At 37.7% G+C, this 26,828-nt stretch carries 13 protein-coding genes; 2 read left to right on the forward strand and 11 right to left on the reverse strand.

The window, feature by feature from the left end; all coding sequences use genetic code 11:
- Position 1: 1 nt before the first annotated feature.
- The 7 genes from LNQ34_RS20485 to LNQ34_RS20515 form a co-directional block, all read right to left on the reverse strand.
- The gene (locus LNQ34_RS20485; protein ID WP_230001051.1) at positions 2-910 is read right to left on the reverse strand and encodes a PorP/SprF family type IX secretion system membrane protein; all 909 of its coding nucleotides are present in this window, start codon (positions 908-910) and stop codon (positions 2-4) included.
- 61 nt (positions 911-971) lie between these two features.
- Entirely contained in the window at positions 972-10,376 is a 9,405-nt protein-coding gene (locus LNQ34_RS20490; protein WP_230001052.1) for a DUF7507 domain-containing protein, read from the reverse strand.
- 363 nt (positions 10,377-10,739) lie between these two features.
- Positions 10,740-11,360, reverse strand: coding sequence for a response regulator (locus LNQ34_RS20495; RefSeq protein ID WP_157495883.1), 621 nt, complete (start codon positions 11,358-11,360; stop codon positions 10,740-10,742).
- Between the two features lie 47 nt (positions 11,361-11,407).
- Positions 11,408-13,252, reverse strand: a complete 1,845-nt coding sequence (locus LNQ34_RS20500; protein ID WP_230001054.1) for an ATP-binding protein — start codon at positions 13,250-13,252, stop codon at positions 11,408-11,410.
- Between the two features lie 324 nt (positions 13,253-13,576).
- Positions 13,577-16,399 (reverse strand): M16 family metallopeptidase, encoded by a 2,823-nt coding sequence (locus tag LNQ34_RS20505; RefSeq protein ID WP_230001055.1) that lies wholly within the window; start codon positions 16,397-16,399, stop codon positions 13,577-13,579.
- 251 nt (positions 16,400-16,650) lie between these two features.
- Positions 16,651-17,553: a hypothetical protein gene (locus tag LNQ34_RS20510; protein ID WP_230001056.1), complete on the reverse strand. Its 903-nt coding sequence runs from the start codon at positions 17,551-17,553 to the stop codon at positions 16,651-16,653.
- A complete protein-coding gene (locus LNQ34_RS20515; protein WP_230001057.1) occupies positions 17,550-17,978 on the reverse strand; it encodes a DM13 domain-containing protein in 429 nt (142 codons plus the stop codon). Before LNQ34_RS20515 ends, LNQ34_RS20510 begins: the two co-directional genes overlap by 4 nt.
- A gap of 335 nt (positions 17,979-18,313) precedes the next feature.
- On the opposite strand from LNQ34_RS20515, the gene LNQ34_RS20520 reads away from it, so the two are divergent.
- On the forward strand, positions 18,314-19,279 hold the full coding sequence (locus LNQ34_RS20520) for a hydrogen peroxide-inducible genes activator (protein ID WP_202704253.1): 966 nt from the start codon (positions 18,314-18,316) through the stop codon (positions 19,277-19,279).
- Positions 19,280-19,724: 445 nt separating this feature from the next.
- On the opposite strand, the gene LNQ34_RS20525 is transcribed toward LNQ34_RS20520, so the two are convergent.
- On the reverse strand, positions 19,725-20,522 hold the full coding sequence (locus LNQ34_RS20525) for an alpha/beta hydrolase (RefSeq protein WP_230001058.1): 798 nt from the start codon (positions 20,520-20,522) through the stop codon (positions 19,725-19,727).
- Positions 20,523-20,759: 237 nt separating this feature from the next.
- Positions 20,760-21,179: an OsmC family protein gene (locus LNQ34_RS20530; protein ID WP_230001059.1), complete on the reverse strand. Its 420-nt coding sequence runs from the start codon at positions 21,177-21,179 to the stop codon at positions 20,760-20,762.
- Positions 21,180-21,644: 465 nt separating this feature from the next.
- Between LNQ34_RS20530 and LNQ34_RS20535 the strand changes: the two genes are divergently transcribed.
- Positions 21,645-22,238, forward strand: a complete 594-nt coding sequence (locus tag LNQ34_RS20535; protein WP_202701714.1) for a hypothetical protein — start codon at positions 21,645-21,647, stop codon at positions 22,236-22,238.
- A gap of 29 nt (positions 22,239-22,267) precedes the next feature.
- Here the strand turns inward: LNQ34_RS20535 and LNQ34_RS20540 are convergent, their stop codons facing one another.
- Both LNQ34_RS20540 and LNQ34_RS20545 read right to left on the reverse strand, forming a co-directional pair.
- Positions 22,268-23,035, reverse strand: a complete 768-nt coding sequence (locus tag LNQ34_RS20540) for a methyltransferase domain-containing protein (RefSeq protein WP_202701715.1) — start codon at positions 23,033-23,035, stop codon at positions 22,268-22,270.
- A gap of 620 nt (positions 23,036-23,655) precedes the next feature.
- A complete protein-coding gene (locus tag LNQ34_RS20545; RefSeq protein ID WP_230001060.1) occupies positions 23,656-26,730 on the reverse strand; it encodes a non-ribosomal peptide synthetase in 3,075 nt (1,024 codons plus the stop codon).
- Positions 26,731-26,828: the final 98 nt, after the last annotated feature.

A 26,828-nucleotide genomic window follows, 5' to 3' on the forward strand; every position in this document is an offset into this window, starting at 1 on the left:
ATTAGAAGAATCTAGGTGAAGTTATTCGGCTGTAATTTTTTAAGAATTCAAAACGCAGAAATATCTCATGCGACCCTGAGTTGTAGTTTACCAATCGAGTGGTTTCGCGATCGTAGGAATACCCTACATACATACTATCGGTTATCTGAAATCCTGCCAAAGCACTAAAAGAGGCGCTCCATCTGTAAGCTAGTCCGATCACAAATTTATCGTTGAACATAAAATTTGCCGATGCATCTACTTGTAATGGTGAACCTTCTACCATTTTAGTCATTAAAGCCGGCTTGAATTTTATCGTTTCATAACGATTTAGATTAAATACATAACCCGCTATGAAATAATAGTTAATACGGTCTTTATAGATTGAATAATCGTTATCGTCAAAGCGGGTAGTTTGAATAAAATTAGGAACGGATAATCCCACATAAGCTTTATCCGTATGCCAGTAAACTCCGGCTCCGATATTGGGAGCGAACTTATTCTGAAAATCCTGAAACTGAGGATCTCCCTGATGTTCGGGATTTAACTTTGTAGGATCCAGCTTAAATATATTGGCAGAACCTTTAATACCAAAAGAAAGTTTCGCGGTTGCTGATGTTTGTATGGAGTAAGAGAAATCAGCTGACAGATTGTTTTCATTTGTAGGGCCTATTTTATCATTGACTAACGATACTCCTAAACCTACATTATTGTTTATGGGGGTATTTAACGAAAAACTACTGGTTTCGGGTGCTCCATCCAATCCGACCCACTGGGTGCGATACAATCCGAAAATGCTCATAGCTCCGCGAGAACCGGCATAAGCAGGATTTATATTGATGGTATTATACATGTATTGTGTAAACTGCGCATCTTGCTGGGCAAAACCTGCAGTAGAACAAAACAATAAAACTAAAACTAATTTTTTCATTTATTTTATTTTTAAAGAATGGCTTAGCCTATTGACTAAGCCATTTTATTAGTACAGAATATTATTTGGTCAGGTATAAATACCCCGCCTCCTGATGTGGATTGGATTGGTTGTCTTTGTATTTAATGATATAATAATAAGTTCCTTCCGGTAATCCATCTGAATCTTTGATTGTAACACGTCCTTCAGAAATACCTCTAAAAACGATATCATTATTATTGTAATGATCACGATCAAAAACCAAAACTCCCCAACGGTTAAAAATCTGAACCGTATTGTCAGGATAACATTCTAATCCCTGGATATAAAATCTCTCGTTCTTACTGTCTCCATTTATAGAAACCGCGTTGAATACTTTAATTACACAACCTTGTAGCGATAAAACAGTTGGTTTATCCCCCAATACACTACTATCATCTGATTTGTCTTTTACCTCAATATGATCAGGACTTGTTCCAAAAACTTCGGCTTGATTCGATATACTTCCCGAATTAATATCAGCTTGTACGATCGAATAAGTTCCTGTAAAGGAAGTGCTATCCTCTTCTCCTACAGCTAAATTTATTGGGCCTCCGGTCATGGTAATTCCAGTTAACGGATCTACTATATAAACATTAGTCAACGCTACATTTCCTGTATTGGTTACTGTAAAATTATACGTAATAGTCTCCCCTACTTTTGCATTACTGTCACCATCTTCATCATTGAAATGTACCGTTTTCACTAAAGCAATACTTGGTCTTGATACCAATATGGTTACCGTTGCAGCATCACAATTCGAAAGATTTGATTTTTCGCAAATACTGTACGTTAATGTATAGGTACCTCCTGGTGTATTAGCCGGAACACTTATTATTCCTGTGGTAGTGTCAATTACCGGAACTGCTGCTCCAGATGTTTTTGGAACTGCCGGTGTTGTCACTTTTAAATCAACCAGGCTAATCACAACTGGTACGCCATTTAAAGTATCCGAATTTGGATTACCACCTAATACGTTCCCTGCATTTGGTGTACCTGTTATTCCATTTACGTTTGGAATGTTATCATCATTTGCAATTATTGATGTCCCTGCAATTACCGTTACTTTGATTTCATCTGAAACCGTCGCACAAGTTGCCGGAGTTAGTTTGTCGCATAACTCATAAACTACATTATAAGTTCCCGGTGTGGTTCCTGCCGCAACACTTACTTTTCCGGTTAACGGATCTAAAGTAATTCCTGTTGGCCATGTTCCTGACACCGCAACTGCAGCATTCCCTGTTGTTCCTAATACTGCCGGAACTCCATTTACTTTATCGTTGCTTGCAATGTTTGCGAAAACAGTTCCTCCTGTTGACACAATAGTTCCATTTTCGAATATTGGTTCAACAACTGGAGTTACTTTAATTTCATCTGAAACCGTCGCACAAGTTGCCGGAGTTAGTTTGTCACATAACTGATAAACTACATTATAAGTTCCTGGTCTGGTTCCTGCCGCAACACTTACTTTTCCGGTTAACGGATCTAAAGTAATTCCTGTTGGCCATGTGCCTGACACCGCAACTGTAGCATTCCCTGTTGTTCCTAGTACTGCCGGAACTCCATTTACTTTATCATTGCTTGCAATGTTTGCGAAAACAGTTCCTCCTGTTGACACAATTGTTCCATTTTCGAATATTGGTTCAACAACTGGAGTTACTTTAATTTCATCTGAAACCGTCGCACAAGTTGCCGGAGTTAATTTGTCGCATAACTCATAAACTACATTATAAGTTCCTGGTCTGGTTCCTGCCGCAACACTTACTTTTCCGGTTAACGGATCTAAAGTAATTCCTGTTGGCCATGTTCCTGACGCTGCAACTGTAGCATTCCCTGTTGTTCCTAATACTGCCGGAACTCCATTTACTTTATCGTTGCTTACAATGTTTGTGAAAACAGTTCCTCCTGTTGACACAATAGTTCCATTTTCGAATATTGGTTCAACAACTGGAGTTACTTTAATTTCATCTGAAACCGTCGCACAAGTTACCGGAGTTAGTTTGTCACATAACTGATAAACTACATTATAAGTTCCTGGTCTAGTTCCTGCCGCAACACTTACTTTACCGGTTAAAGGATCTAAAGTAATTCCTGTTGGCCATGTGCCTGACACTGCAACTGTAGCATTTCCTGTTGTTCCTAATACTGCCGAAACTCCATTTACTTTATCATTGCTTGCAATGTTTGTGAAAACAGTTCCTCCTGTTGATGCAATACTTCCATTCTCGAATATTGGTTCAACTGTTGCCGTTACTGTAATTTTAGCTTCAGCCTGATCGCACATTGGTGTACCGGCTGCTGCCATTGCTTTTGAACATATACTATAAATTACAGTATAAACCCCTGGTGCAGTACCAGTACTAACTTTAATAGTACCATCGGTATTTAATGTCATTCCTGTTGGTAAATAAACCGCACTTAAATTCACGTCTGAAGCGACTATAGTTGTACCATGTAATTTGTCATTCAACAATACAGAAACTGTGGTGCCTCCGTTCAATCCATTAACTACTAATGGGATCTCATCTATCGCATCAATAAAACTTACTACTGTACAGGTTGAACAAGTAGGGTCTATTGGCCTGCAAGTCGAACAAATTGGACTTGGATCGGTTGACTTAGCTGTTACTGGAGATCCTGTTGGAGGAGTTCCTGTAGCTGTAGCCACGTTGTCTACCTGACCGTTATTCATATCAGCCAAAGTGATGGTGTGAACCGCTGTAAAACTAGACGAATCTGTTGCTCCTGGAGCTAAACTCGCTAAGCTTCCACTTACCACTGCATTAGCATCACTAATGGTTACTGGAGCCAGGGTTACGTTTCCTGTGTTGGTAACTGTAAAAGTATAGTCAATTCTATCACCAACGTTTACGATTCCATCTGCATTAGCATCTACGTAAGTTGCCTTTTTGCTTACCGTTACTTTTGGTGAAGATGTTAAAGGAACTACGGTACAGCTTGGACATGCCGCTGGATCTTTTGGTGGACAAGTCGAACAAATTGGACTTGGATCAGTTGACTTAGCTGTTACCGGAGATCCTGTTGGAGGAGTTCCTGTAGCTGTAGCCACGTTGTCTACCTGACCGTTATTCATATCAGCCAAAGTGATGGTGTGAACCGCTGTAAAACTAGACGAATCTGTTGCTCCTGGAGCTAAACTCGCTAAGCTTCCACTTACCACTGCATTAGCATCACTAATGGTTACTGGAGCCAGGGTTACGTTTCCTGTGTTGGTAACTGTAAAAGTATAGTCAATTCTATCACCAACGTTTACGATTCCATCTGCATTAGCATCTACGTAAGTTGCCTTTTTGCTTACCGTTACTTTTGGTGAAGATGTTAAAGGAACTACGGTACAGCTTGGACATGCCGCTGGATCTTTTGGTGGACAAGTCGAACAAATTGGACTTGGATCGGTTGACTTAGCTGTTACTGGAGATCCTGTTGGAGGAGTTCCTGTAGCTGTAGCTACGTTGTCTACCTGACCGTTATTCATATCAGCCAAAGTGATGGTGTGAACCGCTGTAAAACTAGACGAATCTGTTGCTCCTGGAGCTAAACTCGCTAAACTTCCACTTACCACTGCATTGGCATCACTAATGGTTACTGGAGCCAGGGTTACGTTTCCTGTGTTGGTAACTGTAAAAGTGTAATCAATTCTATCGCCAACGTTTACAATACCGTCTGCATTAGCATCTACGTAAACTCCTTTTTTGCTTACCGTTACTTTTGGTGAAGACGTTAAAGGAACTACGGTACAGCTTGGACATGCAGCTGGATCTTTTGGTGGACAAGTCGAACAAATTGGACTTGGATCAGTTGACTTAGCTGTTACCGGAGATCCTGTTGGAGGAGTTCCTGTAGCTGTAGCCACGTTGTCTACCTGACCGTTATTCATATCAGCTAAAGTGATGGTGTGAACGGCTGTAAAACTAGACGAATCTGTTGCTCCTGGAGCTAAACTCGCTAAACTTCCACTTACCACTGCATTGGCATCACTAATGGTTACCGGAGCCAGGGTTACGTTTCCTGTGTTTCTAACTGTAAAAGTATAGTCGATTCTATCACCAACGTTTACGATTCCATCTGCATTAGCATCTACGTAAGTTGCCTTTTTGCTTACCGTTACTTTTGGTGAAGACGTTAAAGGAACTACGGTACAGCTTGGACATGCAGCCGGATCTTTTGGTGGACAAGTCGAACAAATTGGACTTGGATCAGTTGACTTAGCTGTTACCGGAGATCCTGTTGGAGGAGTTCCTGTAGCTGTAGCCACATTGTCTACCTGACCGTTATTCATATCAGCTAAAGTGATGGTGTGAACGGCTGTAAAACTAGACGAATCTGTTGCTCCTGGAGCTAAACTCGCTAAACTTCCACTTACCACTGCATTGGCATCACTAATGGTTACCGGAGCCAGGGTTACGTTTCCTGTGTTTCTAACTGTAAAAGTATAGTCGATTCTATCACCAACGTTTACGATTCCATCTGCATTAGCATCTACGTAAACTCCTTTTTTGCTTACCGTTACTTTTGGTGAAGACGTTAAAGGAACTACGGTACAGCTTGGACATGCAGCTGGATCTTTTGGTGGACAAGTCGAACAAATTGGACTTGGATCAGTTGACTTAGCTGTTACCGGAGATCCTGTTGGAGGAGTTCCTGTAGCTGTAGCCACGTTGTCTACCTGACCGTTATTCATATCAGCCAAAGTGATGGTGTGAACCGCTGTAAAACTAGACGAATCTGTTGCTCCTGGAGCTAAACTCGCTAAGCTTCCACTTACCACTGCATTAGCATCACTAATGGTTACTGGAGCCAGGGTTACGTTTCCTGTGTTGGTAACTGTAAAAGTGTAATCAATTCTATCACCAACGTTTACGATTCCATCTGCATTAGCATCTACGTAAACTCCTTTTTTGCTTACCGTTACTTTTGGTGAAGACGTTAAAGGAACTACGGTACAGCTTGGACATGCAGCTGGATCTTTTGGTGGACAAGTCGAACAAATTGGACTTGGATCGGTTGACTTAGCTGTTACTGGAGATCCTGTTGGAGGAGTTCCTGTAGCTGTAGCTACGTTGTCTACCTGACCGTTATTCATATCAGCCAAAGTGATGGTGTGAACCGCTGTAAAACTAGACGAATCTGTTGCTCCTGGAGCTAAACTCGCTAAACTTCCACTTACCACTGCATTGGCATCACTAATGGTTACCGGAGCCAGGGTTACGTTTCCTGTGTTTCTAACTGTAAAAGTATAGTCAATTCTATCACCAACGTTTACGATTCCATCTGCATTAGCATCTACGTAAACTCCTTTTTTGCTTACCGTTACTTTTGGTGAAGACGTTAAAGGAACTACGGTACAGCTTGGACATGCAGCTGGATCTTTTGGTGGACAAGTCGAACAAATTGGACTTGGATCGGTTGACTTAGCTGTTACTGGAGATCCTGTTGGAGGAGTTCCTGTAGCTGTAGCTACGTTGTCTACCTGACCGTTATTCATATCAGCCAAAGTGATGGTGTGAACCGCTGTAAAACTAGACGAATCTGTTGCTCCTGGAGCTAAACTCGCTAAGCTTCCACTTACCACTGCATTAGCATCACTAATGGTTACTGGAGCCAGGGTTACGTTTCCTGTGTTGGTAACTGTAAAAGTGTAATCAATTCTATCACCAACGTTTACGATTCCATCTGCATTAGCATCTACGTAAACTCCTTTTTTGCTTACCGTTACTTTTGGTGAAGACGTTAAAGGAACTACGGTACAGCTTGGACATGCAGCTGGATCTTTTGGTGGACAAGTCGAACAAATTGGACTTGGATCAGTTGACTTAGCTGTTACCGGAGATCCTGTTGGAGGAGTTCCTGTAGCTGTAGCCACGTTGTCTACCTGACCGTTATTCATATCAGCTAAAGTGATGGTGTGAACGGCTGTAAAACTAGACGAATCTGTTGCTCCTGGAGCTAAACTCGCTAAACTTCCACTTACCACTGCATTGGCATCACTAATGGTTACCGGAGCCAGGGTTACGTTTCCTGTGTTTCTAACTGTAAAAGTATAGTCGATTCTATCACCAACGTTTACGATTCCATCTGCATTAGCATCTACGTAAACTCCTTTTTTGCTTACCGTTACTTTTGGTGAAGACGTTAAAGGAACTACGGTACAGCTTGGACATGCCGCTGGATCTTTTGGTGGACAAGTCGAACAAATTGGACTTGGATCGGTTGACTTAGCTGTTACTGGAGATCCTGTTGGAGGAGTTCCTGTAGCTGTAGCTACGTTGTCTACCTGACCGTTATTCATATCAGCCAAAGTGATGGTGTGAACCGCTGTAAAACTAGACGAATCTGTTGCTCCTGGAGCTAAACTCGCTAAGCTTCCACTTACCACTGCATTAGCATCACTAATGGTTACTGGAGCCAGGGTTACGTTTCCTGTGTTGGTAACTGTAAAAGTGTAATCAATTCTATCACCAACGTTTACGATTCCATCTGCATTAGCATCTACGTAAACTCCTTTTTTGCTTACCGTTACTTTTGGTGAAGACGTTAAAGGAACTACGGTACAGCTTGGACATGCAGCTGGATCTTTTGGTGGACAAGTCGAACAAATTGGACTTGGATCAGTTGACTTAGCTGTTACCGGAGATCCTGTTGGAGGAGTTCCTGTAGCTGTAGCCACGTTGTCTACCTGACCGTTATTCATATCAGCCAAAGTGATGGTGTGAACCGCTGTAAAACTAGACGAATCTGTTGCTCCTGGAGCTAAACTCGCTAAGCTTCCACTTACCACTGCATTAGCATCACTAATGGTTACTGGAGCCAGGGTTACGTTTCCTGTGTTGGTAACTGTAAAAGTGTAATCAATTCTATCACCAACGTTTACGATTCCATCTGCATTAGCATCTACGTAAACTCCTTTTTTGCTTACCGTTACTTTTGGTGAAGACGTTAAAGGAACTACGGTACAGCTTGGACATGCAGCCGGATCTTTTGGTGGACAAGTCGAACAAATTGGACTTGGATCGGTTGACTTAGCCGTTACCGGAGATCCTGTTGGAGGAGTTCCTGTAGCTGTAGCTACGTTGTCTACCTGACCGTTATTCATATCAGCCAAAGTGATGGTGTGAACGGCTGTAAAACTAGACGAATCTGTTGCTCCTGGAGCTAAACTCGCTAAGCTTCCACTTACCACTGCATTAGCATCACTAATGGTTACCGGAGCCAGGGTTACGTTTCCAGTGTTTCTAACTGTAAAAGTGTAATCAATTCTATCGCCAACGTTTACGATTCCATCTGCATTAGCATCTACGTAAGTTGCCTTTTTTGCTACTTCAATTTTTGGTGATGCTATAAAAATAACCGTTAAAGCATCTGTTTTTACGTTATTACAACCCACACCACTAGGCGTTCCGTCACATTCCACATCAGGATCTACCGGGGGTGTACCGATATGTGTATCTGCTGTCGCGTCCGGATCTGTCAAATCTGCAGGGCGCATGATCGTGGCTTTAACCGTAGGATTACTTCCAGCTGCTGCTAATACTTTTGCGACAATTGTGAAAGTAATCGTGGCGTCTTTTGGTAAGTCAACCGTAGCATCAAGCACACCGCCGGTAATGGTATGCGTGGTAATTGCTCCACCTAAAGTAGAAGAAGAGGTAAACGACTGAACCGCTAAATTTGCGCCTGAAGCTAAGTCTGAGAATTTAAACTTTGCTCCAGTTACATTGTTTGGTCCTGCAATATTTTTTACAACGACTGTATAAGTAACATTTGATCCCACATTACCACTAACCACATCACTAATACTTGTTACCGCTAAATCTGCCTCATTTTGTACAATTGGTACAGATATTGGTGGCCCGGGTGTAGTATACACATAAGCCCATGTATCCAGTAATTGTAAGTCTCCATACCCTGAAGAACGAGACGAACTAGTAGTCCATTTATGTGTACCAGCTAAACTACTATTGTTTAAGGTACGCGAAGAAGCATCCAACAAATTTGGAGGAAATTTATCGGTACTACCCGTATCTGTTCCAATCGGCGTATCGTTCCAATACACATTACTATTAGGATCCGGTCCATTCGATCTGGTAATAATAATACCGTTCGTATTTCGCTCGGCGTCTAAATATGGAAAGTGTACCTCTCCATTGAAAAGGACGATACTTAATTTCAAACTAGTATTATTGGTTATAGGATTACGTGCACCATCTCTACCATCCCATCTTACTTTATTCGCACCCGCAATAGCAGTACCTGTTAAAGTTACATCTATGGCATCTGTCATCAATCCATTTCCATTAACATCAATTTCGATAAGATAATTAGCGTTAACAGTGGCCGTAAAATTGATAAAAGCTCCTAGAGGATAAACTCCCATACCACTGGTTCCTTCTACTCCATTTACCGAAATAGCTGAAATAGCTTGTGCAACAATAGGCACATTCAACCAGGTTGTGGAAGCTGTGCTCCCCGGAAAAAAAATAGGCGCAGAAGCCGGTAAGCTTGCGTCTGGCAGATTAAAAAATATTTTGGATGTCGTATTGGTTAAATCATCAACAATTGTAGGATCCTGAAAAGAAAAACCTGTTTTAGTATTATCTAAATTATATAAACTCGCCATAGACGTGCTTTTATAACTTGGAGCTCCTGTTGCCGCTGAACCAGTTCTAACCCCTTTATTGTTACAAAAAAAAGCAAAGTAATAAGGTGTCATACCATTAGGTTTAACAGTATACCTAAAACCATCATTTGTAATAATATTACAAGTAGACATGAAGCTATTTGAAGCAGAACCTAAAGACCCTGTTAACACATTAGTATACACACGTCCCTTTTGTCCAGTTCCTCCTTCATTGGCTACTGTAATATCCCAAGCAACAACATAAGGACTATTATTAGCTTGTGTCCAGTTTCCGTCAGCTGTAAAAGTATGAGCAGCATAACTAGTAACAGAAGGATCTAAAGAATCATTAGGTGATATAAACTCTACTACCCACACTCCCGTTTCTCCTGCCGGTACTTTAAAACTATATGGTGTATAACCACCCGTAGTTAAATTTACAGGACCATTAATTTCTTGCGTTCTATTGGCAATTAACCCAACTGTAGTAGAGTTCCCGCTACTAAAGCTAGTATTACCAGTTGGACTTGTCAAAAGAATTGTTCCTCCGCGAATACCTTGAGCAGAAGACCCTAAATAAAGGGTTTCGTTGGCTTTCGCATAAACAAACATTCTTCCTCTGTTTACAATTGCGGTACTAGTAGGTGCTATACCAGAACTAGACAACATCATTCTATGTCCCGTTGCTCCACTGGGGAACAAATCCTTAGACCCTTCAGCAAAGACATTCCATCCACTGAAGAGAGAAAGAAAACACAGTATAAAAGTCAGCTGTAATTGCCTTAATTTTAATGTAATTTTATTCAACATTTTAATAGTTTTGATTATTAGTAACTGCTATAGAATTTATCTCCCGATAACAACCTGAATGCCATTTTAATTCCTGCTGTTGTAGCGAATGCATGAGAGTAAAAAAAAAGTTTTTAATACATGTATCGGGTGAAAAGCGATTACTTTTTCGGAGAAAAGCATCAAAATCAAGCGAAGTAAAAGAGATTAAGAAACCCTCCTCCAGAGCGCTTCTTCTAACAAAAAACCGGGTTATAAAAAAAGTAAAGTTCACCATATAATAAATAATTAAAATTCCATACAAAGTCTTTTCGAATATCCCTTGATATTCAAAAATTATAGCGATTAGACTCAAGTCGAAGGGACCTAAACCACCACTATACTCTAGTTAATATGTCCCAGTTTTGATGCCTCGCGCACCATACCGGCAACATTACTCACGTCGAGTTTGCTAAAAATGTTTTTTCTGTGATTTTCGACCGTATTGACCGAAAGTTTTAGTTCGCCGGCAATATCGGCTGTAGTAAATTCTCTAATAATGTATTGCATGATCGTAAGCTCTTTTGCCGTTAGCGTAATTGCTGTGCCTACCCTGTTTTGTTTGGATAAAAAGGCATAGTCGTCCGGCAGATAAACTCCGCCTTCCCATACTAATCTAATGGCTTCTAAAAGATCTTCACTGTCCTGGTTTTTATTAACGTAACCTTTTACGCCCATAGCCAATAAGTTTTCGACTAATATGGGACTTGAAAGAGAGGTAAAAGCAATTACTCGCAAATCAGGATGATTTTTATGAAGGTATTCATAGACTTCCAGTCCCTGCACATCACTTGCAATCAGATCAACAATAATTAAATCTAATCCTGAATGCTGCTGAACTTTAAGATATAAATCTTGCTTATTTGTCGCGTAAAAAAGCACTTCCAAATCTTTTTGATTTGAAAAAAAACTAGTAAGACCCCCACAGACAATAGGTTGGTCTTCAAAAAATGCAATATGTATCATAACACAAATTAGCGACAAAAAAATTGTTAAATAAATAGCGGTTTTCCCTATTTTGGCAAGATAATTTTGAAAGTACAACCTGCTGATTCATTGTTAAAAACGGCAAGCGTTCCTTTGTTTTTCAGCATTAGTTCCTGACACAAATAGAGTCCGATTCCAAACCCCGATTCCAGATTAGTGCCTAGTCCCGGATTTATTTTCTGTTTGAATAATTTGTCAATCTTTTTTTGCTCGATTCCTTTTCCTGAATCTGTTACGATTATTTCATGATGATCATATTCTATAACAATAGCGCTGTCTGCGTAACTAAACTTAATAGCATTGTTGATAACGTTTCGCAAGACTATACTTAAAACAGCCGAGTTAAAAATGATGACTGTACCTTTTGCTACTTTAAGTTCAATTGTAATATTCTTGGCCTTTACCTGATGCCCTAACTCCTTACAGGCCGCGCTGATAAGGTTGTGCAGCATGATCTCACTATAACCCGATTGTGCGGTAATCAGTTCCATTTTGGCCCAATCGAGTAAACTGGTGAGCATGGCATCCGATTGTTCCAATTGCTGCCCGATCGCTTTCATGTAGGTTGATACAATCTCATTTTCATTTTTAAGTATCTCTTCTTTCTCTAATAAAATTTTTAAGGTTGTGATTGGTTCCTTAAAATCATGGGAGATTACTGTAAAAATCTTTTGGTGCAATAAATTAAGGCGTTTAAGATCATTATTCTTTACCTCAATTTGCTCTTTTTGCAGTTTTAGCGTTTCATTGGTTATTCGTTGCTTTTTGGTCAATACCACAATCGAATACAACAATATGATTAATAAAGTAATTCCGATTAACGAAGCAATAAGAGCCACTTTCTGTTTTTGCAAACGCTCTTCTTTATTATAGTTGATTCTTTTCAGGTAAGTATTCTGCTGTTCCTTTAACTTGATTTTGTTCGCAATTTCAAACGAATCGATTCTGCTGTTTCGAATCTTCATATCTTCTATCCCTACTAATCGATCCAGTCTTTCGAATGTTTTATGAGCAGCTTCAAACTCTCCCTGCTCCACCATAATTTCTCTTAAGGTTCGTAAGGCGTTAATTTTATTCTCTAAATCATTGCAGCTGTCCGCTACTCTTATACTCTCGGTAATCGCTTTTTTTGCTTTTTCTATTCTGTTTTGCCTACTGTACACACGGGCCGTTTTGACATAAACTTCCGCTAGCTTACATGGACTATACTTTTTTGCCACACGCTCTGTGAGCAAAAATTCTTCCATGCTTCTCTTGTGGTCGTAATTGATGTAATAATAGTATCCAATAATTAAATGCAATACAATATAATTACTGGGGCTATCCGTTGGCGAAATTTCATTTTGGCATAAATTGGCATAATAAAATGCTTTTTTATAATCTTTCTTAGTAAATAATAAATCCGATAATATATAAAGACTCCTATTATACGTTTTCAGCGATTCTCTTCCTTCTCCTTTCAGTGCTATAGATTTATTCAAAGAAACAATCGCATCCGAGGATCTACCGATGATTTTATAGTAATTAGCCTTAAAAAAATGAAGTAATTGAAGTTCATATACACTCAAATCAGGTTTCGTGAGATGTTTATCAATTAAGTAACTGATACTGTCTGTTTGATTACGGTTATCTAAATTTCTTAATTTCTCTCCCAGTTGTTTGATTCGGGGGGTGATTTCCTGAACCTGAGCCTGAGAATGGAATGAAACTAAGAAAAAAGCAAGAATGAAGTACTTTACGGAACTGATTAATTTTACCTTATGGTCAGGTAATATGGAGCAAAAGCTAAAAAGAGAAAGGAATTCAAAAAAAATACTCTTAAAAAGAATAAAAGACTTTTGAATATGTTTGGGCCAATTGTCTACAGTCATAAAATTAACTTACATTTTTTTAGTAAATCTCTTCACAACTTAGCCCCTATCCATTTAAAATTTACAGCCGCAAAATTATCAATAACAACCTAATTCATTGCTATGAATTCAATAAAATAATAATTTAAACTTAAAGAAATTGCCTTAAATTCAATTTTTAATAAATTAACAAGATATTTAATACCACTTTAAAAGTAATTAAATATAATCCTACCATGAGATTCCTGCTTATACCCTGTCTTTATCCCCTTTTAAAGGCAATGACATTTTAAGAAAAGTGAAATGACATTCTGAACAAAGTCACTCCTTCTATGCCAATACCGGCTACTTCAATGGTTTAAAAACAATTTCGTAAGACTTGGCTTTGTTTAGAAATTCATTAGCAAACTGCTGAATGTCTTTTTCAGTGATGCTATTTACAATAGCTACATAAGCTGCAGGATTATCCATGTTTATATTGTACTCAAAAAAATTGTATAATAAACTCAAACTGTAGCTGTTAAAATTTTTGCTATCTTCTCTTGATTTCAAGTAGTTGCTTTTGGTTTTCGCCAGGTCCTCTTTTACCAAAACGCCATTTTTAATTTTGTTAATTTCGTTGTACACTATAGGAAGTAAACTGTTCACTTTGATCGGATCTGAATCAAAATTTATCGATAGAGCAACCGTATTTTTTGGAAATCTCGAAGCTGCTGCACTGACCTGAACACCATAAGTTCCTCCTTCCTTCTCTCTAAGATTCTCTGTATAGCGTAAAGTCAAAATGTCACGCAGCATATCCGCCAAAACAGCATTTTTGGAAGTGTATTTAAAATCGCTTTCAAACTGAATATTGACCGTACTTTTGGGCGTTTCCATTTTAATTAAAACTTCTTTGTTAATTTTATTAGAACTCCAGACAGGTGTTTTGTCTTTGAATGTTTCATCTCTTTTTATACCGGGAATACTGGCGATGTATTTTTCTAATAGTGGTTTCAGTACTTCCGGTGTTACGTCACCTACGATAAAAAACTCAAAGTTAGAAACATCACAAAATCGCTCTTTATAAATTGCTTCTATTCTTTCAAAAGACAAATCATCAATAAACTGCTGATCCAAAATTCTTACTCTGGGATTATTTTTCCCGTAAACGATTGCATTGATACTATCGGTCATTTTTGCATTGATATCCTTGTCTTTGTTTTCCAGGTAATTTTGAAGATCTAATTTCTTAATATCATAAATTTCCTTGTCGAAACGCGGCTTTACAAAACGCAGATGCACCAATTGCAGCATTGCTTCGAGGTCCTTTACTTTGGCATTACCCGAAACCGTCTCATTTAAATCTCCCACATTTATTCCCGTACCGACCACCTTTCCTGAAAGGATTTTTTCCAAATTAATATTAGAAAATGCTCCCACACCTGAAGCATCTGTCAAACCGTTCAGTGCAAATGTCGATGGCAGATCTTTGAGATCATATAAGGACGCCCCCCCGAAACTTTCCGCATACAACTGTACATCATTTACATTTTTATTGGCAAATTTATAATGCACCTTTACGCCATTGCTTAAAATATAAGTAGTAGCTCCGATTTCTTTACTTTCCTTTTCAGCAGTAATTTTACCCGGAACAATTGTTACATCAGTCAACAGTGACTTATCATTAAAACTGTCTGTATAAGGCTTTAAATTAGGATTGTTTTCTGATTTGGTAATAATAGCAAAAGCGTTCTCCTTTGTTAAATTGGTTTCATTTTCCATCCCTTCAACAGTCACTACTCTGTTTTTTGAAGTATATCCACGAGTTAATTCGACCTGAAGAGCTTTTGAATCGATTTCTTTCAAAATAGATTGTATCATTTCAAACTCGCTTTTAGTATCTGTAAACAGTCGATGTAAAAGATAATCTGATTGTATACTATTGGCAATACTACTATGTGAAACTTCTTTCTCTGATTGGATATAGTTTTCGTAAAAAGAACTAATGAAAGTTACTTTTCTTTGAATTTCACCTTCCGAAAAACCAAATTTTCCGGCACGTATATACTCATCCACAACTACAGCTAAAGCTTCTGCCTGTTTATTTGGTTTTGGAGCAATATCCATCCCCATTACATCATTCATTCTTTTAAAATTAGAATAATAAGCCTCCGCATTTTTAAACGGACAGTTTTCTTTCTGTGCTAATTCATTCAATCTGTCGTTGAGCATCGAAAACGCCATTATCCTCGTTATTGACTGCTTTAGATCAGCAAAAGTCTGACTCTGACCTGCGCCATTTTGAATGATTTTAAAAGATATAGCCGAATTTGTGATTTCTTTATCGAGTGCTAACTTAAAAAAAGGTTCCTCATGATCCGGAATTGCGACCTCAAAACGTTTTTTCGGGTTTTTAGCTTTCGGAATATCAGCAAATAACGTTTTTATTTTTTGCTCAATTTCTTCAGCATTTACATCCCCAACAACCGCAATTGCCTGCAAATCGGGACGGTACCATTCTTTGTAAAAATCTCGTAGCAAAGTGTAATCAAAATGTTTTACAATATCCATATCACCAATAGCAACACGGTTTGCATACAGCGAATGGTTGTACAAATAAGGGTTGAATAAGTTAGAAATACGGGTTGATGCGTTTTGCCTGGTTCTCCATTCTTCAACAATAATACCACGTTCGGCATCAATTTCCTCATTGGTCAGTAGTAATGAATGAGACCAATCGTGTAAAATCAGTAATGCAGTATCAATTACTTTAGGATCTGTTGATGGAATATTGTCAAAATTATAAACCGTCTCATCAAAACTGGTGTAAGCATTTATATTATTTCCAAAAACAGCCCCTTGTTTTTCGAGAGTCGTCAAAATTTCTTTTCCGGGAAAGTTTTTAGTGCCATTAAAAGCCATGTGCTCCAGAAAATGTGCCAATCCTTTCTGATTGTCATTCTCTAAAATAGAGCCTACGTTTTGAATAATATAATAACTTGCTGTGTTTTTATTTACCGCTGTTGGATAAATATAATACGTCATGCCATTGGATAGTACTCCTTTTTTAAGAGTTTTATTTCCAATTAAGACATCAGCAGATTTGTAGTTTTGCGCATTTATTGAAGCAACTCCAATAAATAATAATAGTAAGTGTAAAAGTTGAGCGTGTACAGATTTCATCATTTTTGATTTCGGCATTTAAAGTAAGAATATACTATCCCACATCAGTTGAAAGTATACGTATTCGTCCTACTTAGAAGCATCTTTGCCTAAGAACGGATAGGATTCTTTTTCAGTTCATCTGATCATGGTATGCGCAAAATAATTAAAAATGATGTACCAAAAAATTTGCGTTACTTATTTAACACATTAAATTTCTGTGCGACACTCGTTCTGCTCCACCTATTTATACTTGAGTCACCATCCAAAATTTTTTAAAATCGCACTTTATAGCTCACCCCCGCTGTCCATGCCCGTGTAAGTCCGTCCGGTCTGACATCTCTCACTACAAAAGGCGTCGCAACCGAGGCTTCGATACTGCTTCCGGACGAAAAATGATATCCTGCAATTAGATTTCCATTAATGGTTAGTCCGTCAGAGCCTTTAATCGTCTGTCTTTGTCCGTAAATATCTTCATAAGTATCTTCCCCTAAATGATAAATCAAAAGCAAATTCGGCTTGAACGAAAATTTGCGATTGGCTGTATTTATGGTGTAGGTTCCGCGCAACAGAACGTCCGGTTTTCTCTCAAATAAATTGGTGGTCACAAAATCATCAGTACCGGAATATTCGCTGAAATAGGAATTCTTGTTTATATTAAAGACCGGCAATTGTATCGCAGAATTAAAATCCCAGTTTTTATAGTTCAGATTCACACTTCCTAAAAAATCAAAAGTTCCAAGACTGCTTTGATAATCCATTGGAAGCGGATGATCGTTTATTTTGAGATTACTTTGGTTAAACGGAACTTTAATTCCCGAAGTAAAACTCCATTTGTACAAATTTGTCGTAACCGGAGTATAGTTTGCCGTTAAAAAAGCATCTCCAACCGAGCCCCTTCCTCCAAAACTTCCATTGGCATACTGAGAAGTCACTTTTACATTTCCCGACCATTGTTCATTAAAACTCCTGGTGTAGCCAATATAACCCGACAAATATTTCACATCCACATCACCTTTTCCCAGAACAGTTCCAAATTCGATATGGTTGTTCTTCTTGTCATCATTTTCGTGAAATGCTCCTCCAATACTGCAAATACCGGCATCACTACAGCCTTGTGCGTTACTATAATTGAATATAAAAAATGAGGCTAAAACTATCAAAAAATTAATTTTCATAATAAGTTGGATTTTAAAGCAGCAGTAGCAAAAAGATGATTGAATTGCTGACAATGAATTAATACATAAGGATAAACCGTTAAATTTACTCCTGCCGGAATCGTATAGGTCTGTGAATTTCCTGTTCCTAAGCTTCCCAGATTTACAAAACTGTCCGGTCGATTGGTTTTAGAAAGATAAACCTTAAGATCAGGCCCACTGGAAATGCTAAAATCTTTAAGTGATAATTTGTACAGATCCCCTTCTTTGTAAATTCGGGCAGAACCGGTAACGGTATTGCCCGGCTCAGCTTCAAAAGTTCCTGTAGAAAGCAAAATTGCTTCTGAAGAAACTACCATTGAACCAATTTTTTCGCGGGTCAGTTCTCCTTCAGATTCACAGCTGAAGAGTATTAAAATAGCTATAAAAGAAAAAATTGTTCTCATGTGATATCGTTTAGTAATTCGAAATTAGTAACTCTTACACTCTCCTAATGTCGGCTAGTTTACATATCCTGAACATTTTTGATATTCTCCGTTTGTATTTTACATTTTCTACTGCCTAGATCAAAAAAAACACCAAAGCGCTCCGTTATATTTTTTTACCTTTACCTGTTATAAAAAATCATTTAACAGATAGAAACCTATTTCTTAAACATAGAAGTCTCTGTGTATTTTAAATAAATGAAGCGCCTTTTTTGTGAGTGTTAAATCTATGTTTCTATGCGTTTAAAAATAATTACATCCAACGGGTTACTTTTATATCCATTATACCAATCGAGATGACAATTCAACAATTAAAATATATTGTAGCATTAGACGAGGAACGTCATTTTGCAAGAGCAGCAGAAGTTTGCCTGGTATCACAACCCGGACTAACCATTCAGCTAAAAAATCTGGAAGAAGAAATTGGAATTAAAATTTTCGATCGAAACAAGGTTCCGTTAACCCCTACCGTTCTTGGAACCGAAATTATAAACCGAGCCAAAAAAATACTTCGCGAGGCCGACGAAATTAGAGATTTTGTGGTGAATGAGAAAAACAAACTAGAAGGCGAAGTTAAAGTTGGAATCATTTCGACTTTATCCCCTTATCTGATACCACTTTTTATTCAGGCCATGAAAAAAGCCACTCCAAAAATGCAATTCATTATAAAAGAAGCCAATACCGGACAATTGATGAATGATGTTATGACAGGAGCTCTGGATGTAGCTATTATGGCAACTCCTACCGGAAATCCTCATTTAATGGAGCATCCGGTTTTTAAAGAACCTTTTGTAGCTTACCTAAATACGGTGCATCCTATGGCCACAGCATCACATTACGAATTGCAGCCCTCAGACCGGGCCGAATTGCTTTTGCTTCAAAACGAATATTGTTACAATGCGCAGCTGCTTGATATCTGTGATATCAAAAGTACAGGAAAAATTAAAGAGCAATTCAGTTACGATATTAGCTCGATTGAAACCCTTAAAAATTTGGTACGGGCCGAATTAGGATTCGCCATAATCCCTCAACTTTCGATGATTAACGAGGTAGAAACCGGGCTTTTTAAGCATTTTAAAGATCCAAAACCTGTACGTGAAATCAGTCTGGTGGTGTCTGATACTTTTTCTAAGAAATTATTGCTTGAAAAAATGAACGAAGCCATCTGGAATTGCTTACCGGAATCTTTGCAGCAAAATTTTGCTTACCGCAAAATAAAATGGAACGACTCTCCCTATTTTATTAAAGCTACCACCCGATAAATAGCTATCGGGAATCCATACAAAAAAAGCCAAAATACCTTGCAGTACTTTGGCTTTTCGTATTTAGAAAAATGCTTCAATTAGTAAGATCAATGAAAAAAAACATCATCAAATTAAAATAATCTAAAGTTCTTTCACGCAGATTCTGCAGATCGAAACAGATTCTATAAGATTTTATTAATTGCTCCGCGTACATCTACTCAAATCTCTTTTAAATCTGCGGGAAACAAAAAAAATGAATCATCAAATTAAAACAATCAAACCTATTTTCTCGCAGATCTCGCAGATTGTGCAGATTCTATAAGATTTCATTAATTGCTCCGCGTACATCTGCTCAAATCTTTTTTAAATCTGCGGGAAACAAAAAAAATGAATCGTCAAATTAAAATAATCTAAAATTCTTTCACGCTGATCTCGCAGATTGTGCAGATTCTATAAGATTGTATTATTTTCCGCTTAGATCTTTAGCTGCACCAATAATTACGTTTGCCACAGCTTCCGGTTGTGAGATAAAAACACAATGGCTTCCTTTTACTTCTGTCGCTTTCGTTTTGGAACGTTTGTACATGGCATGCTGAATGGAAGGATCGATACTTTTGTCCTGTGTAGCAATTACTGCATAAGCCGGTTTATCTTTCCAGGCTGCTTTTGTAATAGGTGTGATAAACCCTTTGGCATAAAAAGCACCTTGCGAAGCGTACATAAAAGCAGCATCTTCTTTGCTAACGTCGGCACAGAAACCGGCATGAAACTTGGCCTCATCATAATACACGATGCCTTTATCATTTGGAGCCAAAACACCATTCTCGGGAGCGGGAGCGGTTGTTTGCACCCATTGCAAAGCCGATTCTCCGTTATCCGGCTGAAAAGCGGCTACATATACCAATCCCACAACATTTGGGTGATTCCCGGCCTGCGTAATTACAGCACCTCCCCAGGAATGTCCCACTAAAATCGTTGGACCATCCTGATTGTCCAATACCATATTGGTTGCTGCTACATCGTCTTCAAGAGAGCTTAACGGATTTTGAACAATGGTAACTTTATATCCTTTTTTTGAAAGTACATCGTATAAATTTCTCCATCCGGAGCCGTCAGCAAATGCTCCGTGAACCAATACTACATTTTTAACTTTTGCCGGTGCAGTTTGTGCAATTGAAGTGGCAGATAGTAAGAAGGTCAAAATTAAAGCGGCAGACATGAATACGCGATTCAATTGTCTTTTTAAATTTATTGTTTTCATTTTTTTATTTTTTTAAGATGTTGTTTGTTAGATTCAAATAGTCTATTTAGGTGTAATTAATTCTAACACATAGTAACATAGATTTTGTATTTTCAAAAAGGACGTTTCACTTATTTTTAATACGCAGAGTAGTCTTTGTCAAAGAAATTTATTTCTTTATAACATGCTCTGCTACTCCTAAATTCTATGTCCCTATGTGTTTGATATATTGTCAGATACACTACTAAATATTTTTTTTTAAGACAGTAAAGACACGTTCAAAGCGATCTCTGTATTGAGCAGTTTTGAAATAGGACAAATCTCTTTTGCTTTTTGAGCTGTTTTCTCAAAATCTTCTGTAGTAATCCCCGGAACCGATCCCGAAAGTTCAAGTGTAATTAAAGTAATTGTTCCATCTTCAAAAGTTACTTTGGCTGTAGTATTTAAATCTTCAGGAACAAAACCGGCCTCTGATAATAGAAAGCTCAATTGCATTGTAAAACATCCCGCATGTGCAGCAGCAATCAATTCTTCAGGGTTAGTTCCTACTCCTTCCGCAAAACGGGTTTTAAAAGAGAGTTGAGCATTGTTTAAAGTAGTACTTTGTGTCGTGATGGTTCCTTTTCCTTCCATTCCTGTACCTTTCCAGTTTGCGTTTGCGTTTCTTGTAAATTTCATGATTAAAGTTTTTAATGTTATCAATTTTTAATTTTCAAACCGTTGTTCTGATTTGATGGGACAAATTTATGGCGGGCATTCTCATAAATCAAATTGATAATTTTATAACCTTATAAAATAAAATTATAATCCTAAGCTAAAATCCTGAAACTTTAGCTGATTTCTAAGGCTTCAACCCAATTTATCAGGAAGTATTAACGGCAAGATTCTTGTTTACTTTTTAAAGTAGTTTATTTTCTCCAAATCATAATGAAGAGGAAAACAACAACAAAAAGAGATTTGTATTCACATAAACAGCATAAGCATCTGCGAAAAAAAACGTAACTTTATAACTGATTGTCTGCATGTTACAAAACACTAGAAATAATTAACTTTCAGTAAATGCAATAAATAGTTATACTTAAATGTTATCTATCCGGATACAAACACATTCGTTTGATGTTTGTCTTAAAACCTTAAAATAATATGAAAAAGATACTATTAACTATTATACTAACCGGTGCTGTTTTACAGGGATATGCACAGAAGGAAATGAATGGCAAATACAAACCCATTGATTCGAAAAATGTTGAATTAAAAGACGTACCGCCACCAACAGAAACTCCGTTAAATCCTGATCTTCCGCTGCCAAAAGAGCCTACCGTTTTAAAAATCAATCCGGAAGATTTGTATAAAAACAACAGTCTGTACAAACCCGAAGCCAATGTGGAAGGGATTTTTTACAGAAGAAATGAATATTTGGGAGGTTTTGTCACCAATACAGCTGTGTCTACTATTCGTTATCGCGATGCTGCTTTTGTCGATGGCGATAAAATACGAGTATACCTGAATGATAAAGTAATTGAACCCGAAGTAAGTTTAAACGGAGATTATCAGGGTTTTAAAATTACCTTGGTAAAAGGAATGAACAAAATTGACTTTGAAGCTTTAAACGAAGGTTCTGCTTCACCTAATACCGCTGAATTTCAAGTTTATGACGACAAAGGAAAAGTGATTGAAGCAAGTCAATGGAATGTGGGAAAAGGTTACAAAGCAACTATTATCCTGTATAAAGAATAAAGTTTTCTTCACAAATAAATATTCTTTCTTTAGGTTTTACGACCATAAAGTAAAAGTCTTTTAAAAGAATAAATAGCGGGAAGTTTGGGAAAACTTTCCGCTATTCTTTTTTTATAGGTTTCGATAAAAAGTGCCTTCTCCTCTCCTTCCAGTCTTTCTGTATACGGAATCAAAGCCGATCCCGAGATGAAATTAAAAAGTGTTTCATGATCTTTAGCTATAATTGGATATACCTTTTGCTGCATCTGAAGGTCTTCCAATCCGCCATCAAACAGAATTTGTGCGTACTCATCGATACTTAAAACCGGGGATTCTCTTTTAAATCCTTTTAAGAAAGAAACGAAAGGCTCTTCCTGTACCAGCTCTAAAAGGATTTTATTGAGCTTGTTTTCGGGCTGAACCGGCATTTGTACAGCAAATTGTCCTTTCGGATTTAACTGTTGCAGCAATCTGGTAAATAATATCTCATGATTGTCCGACCATTGTAAAGCTGCATTACTAAAAATCAGATCCCATTTTTCGTCCGATTCTATTGTTTTTTCTGTGGTCGCTTTTCTGAAATGCAAACGATCCGTTTCTAAAGACTTCGACTGTTCCAGCATTTCCGGCGAAGAATCGACTCCCAAAAAGTACGCTTCTTCAAATTGATTAGACAGAATCGCCGTTTGTTCTCCCGTGCCGCAACCCAAATCAATGGCTTTCATTCCTTTTACTTGCTGAATAAAACCGGTCAAATCATAAAATGGCTGATAACGAATATTTTTAAACTTATTATAAATTTCGGGATTCCAGGGCATTGCTTACTTATTTTATAATCCGTTCTGATTGAAAAAAAACCACAATCAGGACAGATTTAGGTTACTAAAGACTAAGATACAAAATTATTCAAGGTAGATATAACAATAAAAACAGACATTACAATGCGTATTTATACGGCTTTTAGTAAAAGTGTGTCGTTCTGTAGTAGATTGCCTTTTATTAAAAAAAGAAACAAACCGAACAGGTTTTAAAAAACTGTACAATTTGTTAGAAAAATGCTGATAATAAATACTCCTTTCTAATAAGTGACTAATTTTAAATGATACTAATACGCTCTCCTTTACAAAAGAGTACGTTTTTAATTTTTTATGTTTTTCTTTAATCTTAAAGCATCATCTTCAAATTATCTAATTATCACTTTTGACTTCATTACTCAAAACACGTAAAAACATAAATTTTATACTATCGAATATCCAAACATTGCTTGCGGTTTCCACAGCAGAAACACAATGCAAAATACCTGACTAATACAGCCCGCAGTTGAAACTTACAATCATACTTTACTCTTTTTTCTATAAAAAATGCCCCCAAATAGTGTCTAACTTTTTGGGAGCAGTTCATTAAAATTTGTCGGGTTTACCTACATTTTAATATCTTTCTACAGTACCCCCATAAATTTTAGATAAGGAGTCATCAATTTTTTATCAAAAACAGGTGGCGTTAAATTCGAATCCGATAAAAAATATCTTGTATTACTTCTGTCATAATAATAGGTGTTTTCATAGGCCTCAACCAAAGATTTTCCTTCATGTACATCTTCGGTAAACAAACTCAGTAAAGGATAGATTGGTAAACTATTATCATATTTCCATTGGCTCAGCCACTTATGATACTCCATCCCTTCTAAATCTGTAGCATAATATTCGTTCATTTTAGCACAAAAATCGGTCAGGGATACATCATTTTCGGACAAAGGAGACAGATGGAAATTTAAACCAACAGCTTCCTTCTTTTTACTGATATGTGTGATGGCTTTACACATATAATCTACTGTTGTAAGCTCATCTTTTAATCCCATTACCAGAGGAAAAGATTTGAGTTTAACGCAGCTTCTGATTAATGCTCCCCACCATTGATTCATTACTGTTGCTCCCGAGGTGCTGTGACATACGGCAAAACCAAGTCTAAAATTAATAATTGGCAGCCCCTTTGCCTTTGCTTTTTCGGCAATACTTTCCATAACCCATTTACTTTTAATGTATCCCAAATCGCGAGAGACAGCGGCCATATTCTGATCGATTGCATCATCTTCGTACATCCATGTTTTTTGGGTAAAAGACCTTCCCCAACTAAAAACGCCCATTGAAGATAAAAGCACCAGATATTTTACCTTTTCTTTTACGGCAAGATCAATTATATTATGCAAACCGTCTATGTTTGATTTTTTAATTACAGCATAAGGCTGCACATAACTTACAGAACTTCCGGAATGATAAATAACTTCAATTTGTCGCGCAATAAAAGAATAATCACTCACAGTCATTCCAAACTGAGGCAATGACAAATCCCCTACTATAGCAACAACCCGATCGTTATATACCGGAAGCCATGGCAATTTAAATTTATCAAATGTGTTTTTAATTCTTTCCAATCCGCTTTCAGGAGACGAAGCCCGTACCAGGCAATATATTTCAGCGAAGGTTTTATTCAAAAGTTCTTCTAACAAATGTGATCCAATAAAGCCGGTAACTCCCGTTAAAAAAATACGTTTCGGATTAGTCAGCAGCGCAGCATCCGGTATTTCCTTTATATCAAAATCAATATGCAATTCCGAGTCGCTAATTAATTCATCAATCATCAACCCGGCTCTTTCTTTTTGAGAAATTTCGATTTCCTGAAATCTTTTCTCCACTTCTTGTACAAAGGTAGAAACAGTCTTAAAAATATAAAGCTCCGGTAGACTAATGCAATTTTTAACGGGTTCAGGAAGCAATACATGAAGCTGTGCCAGAAGTAATGAATGTCCGCCCAACTCAAAGAAGTCGTCATCATCATCAATCTCTTCTATGGTAAGTAAATCTTTCCAGATGTCTTTTACAATTTCGGGAAGATTGGCTGTCTCTCGTTTAGGAACTGCTTTGTTTTGAGATTGATTTTCCGGAATTTCCAATAATAATCTATCAATTTTTCCGGCATGTGTCAGCGGCATTTTATCGATCACAATAATCTTATCAGGCAACATATATACCGGCATAAGCTGTTGTAGTTTTGCTCTTATATGTTGCAGGGATTGTATTTCGTCATCGTGTGCGGTCATCAATTGTATAAAAGCAATCAGAGCCGGAAGACCATTTTCCTTCCGATGAACTTTTATGGCCGCCTTAGAGATTTGTGGGAGCTTTGTCATATGGTGTTCAATTTCACCCAGTTCAATTCGGTAGCCTCTAATTTTAACCTGATCGTCTTTTCGTCCGTAAAACTCCAAATTTCCATCTGGTCTTTTCAGAACTAAATCCCCCGTTTTGTAGATTATTCGTTTTTGCCCTAAATCATTTCTAAGCCATTCAGGGGCTTTAATAAATACATTTTTTGTATCCTCCGGGCGGTTCAGGTAACCTAAGGCCAGTTGCGGCCCACCAATATATAGTTCTCCAACCGAGCCGTCTGCTATCGGTTTTAAATCTCTGTCGAGAATAAATAAATGAGCCAGTGGCATCGCAGCTCCAATAATTCGGGGATTGGTCTCTTCCTTAAATTCGTAATTCGTAACAGCAACAGTGGCTTCCGTAGGCCCATAACTATTAATAAGCCGAATTTTTTTGTACCAGGATTTAACAGTAGCCTCACTACCGGCCTCACCTCCTATAGCGATCGTTTTTAGGTTTCCGATAGGCTTGTTTACAGGCAATGAAGCCAGTACCATAGGTGGCAGCAATGGAATAGTATCGATATTTTGACTGACTATAAAATCTAAAAGAGGTTCGCCAACAATTTTGTTATTGGGATACAAATAGACCGTTGCACCTTTAATTAATGGGGTCCAGATGTCAATAATTGCGGCATCAAAACTTGGAGAAGCAAATTGCAGTGTTGAGCTTGCTGCAGACAATCGCAAGAGATCCGATTGATATTCAACAAAATTATAAAAAGACTCATGACCAATACTAACTCCCTTAGGTAATCCGATACTACCCGAAGTATATATAATATAAGCGGGGCTTTCGGGTGCAATTGAGATTTCAAAATCAGCTTTGGAACTCTTTTTGTAATCTTCATTTTGAAACAAAAAGTCCAGGGCAATACTTTCATTGGCATTGTTGTAAACTTTATTCAAATGCAGTTCCACCGTTAACATCATGTCTATTTTCGAATCTTCGATCATCATTTGTATACGAGACTCCGGTAACTCTCCGTCAATAGGAAGGTAAGCTGCACCCGTTTTTAAAATTGCTAAAAAAGCAATAATCCGATCAACCGATTGCGGAATACAAACACCCACAACCCCATTTTCTGCAATCCCTTGTTCTCTTAAATAATGAGCCAATTGATTCGTTTGTTCATTAAGTTCTTTATAGGTGATTTTTTCAATGTCGTCAATAATAGCTAATTTTTCGGGATACTTTTTAAAGATTTCTTCCATCTTCCTGACAATATTAATGGAAGATTCTTCTAAATTATTGTTCAAAAAATGACCTTGATTCTCCTTCGCAGTTGCATTCATTTCTTCGTTCATGGTGATTTCAATTTAGGGTTAAATTTAGGGGTAAATACGAATTGACTATAAAAATCTAAATAACAAACACTTACGTATTTTCAACATTTAAAAGCGGA

Source organism: Flavobacterium lipolyticum (genome assembly GCF_020905335.1).
Lineage (GTDB): Bacteria > Bacteroidota > Bacteroidia > Flavobacteriales > Flavobacteriaceae > Flavobacterium > Flavobacterium lipolyticum.

Excerpts from the sequence above, each read along its gene's own strand:
- LNQ34_RS20485 (WP_230001051.1), bottom strand. The coding sequence starts at position 910 with ATGAAAAAATTAGTTTTAGTTTTATTGTTTTGTTCTACTGCAGGTTTT.
- LNQ34_RS20490 (WP_230001052.1), bottom strand. The coding sequence starts at position 10,376 with ATGTTGAATAAAATTACATTAAAATTAAGGCAATTACAGCTGACTTTT.
- LNQ34_RS20495 (WP_157495883.1), bottom strand. The coding sequence starts at position 11,360 with ATGATACATATTGCATTTTTTGAAGACCAACCTATTGTCTGTGGGGGT.
- LNQ34_RS20500 (WP_230001054.1), bottom strand. The coding sequence starts at position 13,252 with ATGACTGTAGACAATTGGCCCAAACATATTCAAAAGTCTTTTATTCTT.
- LNQ34_RS20505 (WP_230001055.1), bottom strand. The coding sequence starts at position 16,399 with ATGATGAAATCTGTACACGCTCAACTTTTACACTTACTATTATTATTT.
- LNQ34_RS20510 (WP_230001056.1), bottom strand. The coding sequence starts at position 17,553 with ATGAAAATTAATTTTTTGATAGTTTTAGCCTCATTTTTTATATTCAAT.
- LNQ34_RS20515 (WP_230001057.1), bottom strand. The coding sequence starts at position 17,978 with ATGAGAACAATTTTTTCTTTTATAGCTATTTTAATACTCTTCAGCTGT.
- LNQ34_RS20520 (WP_202704253.1), top strand. The coding sequence starts at position 18,314 with ATGACAATTCAACAATTAAAATATATTGTAGCATTAGACGAGGAACGT.
- LNQ34_RS20525 (WP_230001058.1), bottom strand. The coding sequence starts at position 20,522 with ATGAAAACAATAAATTTAAAAAGACAATTGAATCGCGTATTCATGTCT.
- LNQ34_RS20530 (WP_230001059.1), bottom strand. The coding sequence starts at position 21,179 with ATGAAATTTACAAGAAACGCAAACGCAAACTGGAAAGGTACAGGAATG.
- LNQ34_RS20535 (WP_202701714.1), top strand. The coding sequence starts at position 21,645 with ATGAAAAAGATACTATTAACTATTATACTAACCGGTGCTGTTTTACAG.
- LNQ34_RS20540 (WP_202701715.1), bottom strand. The coding sequence starts at position 23,035 with ATGCCCTGGAATCCCGAAATTTATAATAAGTTTAAAAATATTCGTTAT.
- LNQ34_RS20545 (WP_230001060.1), bottom strand. The coding sequence starts at position 26,730 with ATGAACGAAGAAATGAATGCAACTGCGAAGGAGAATCAAGGTCATTTT.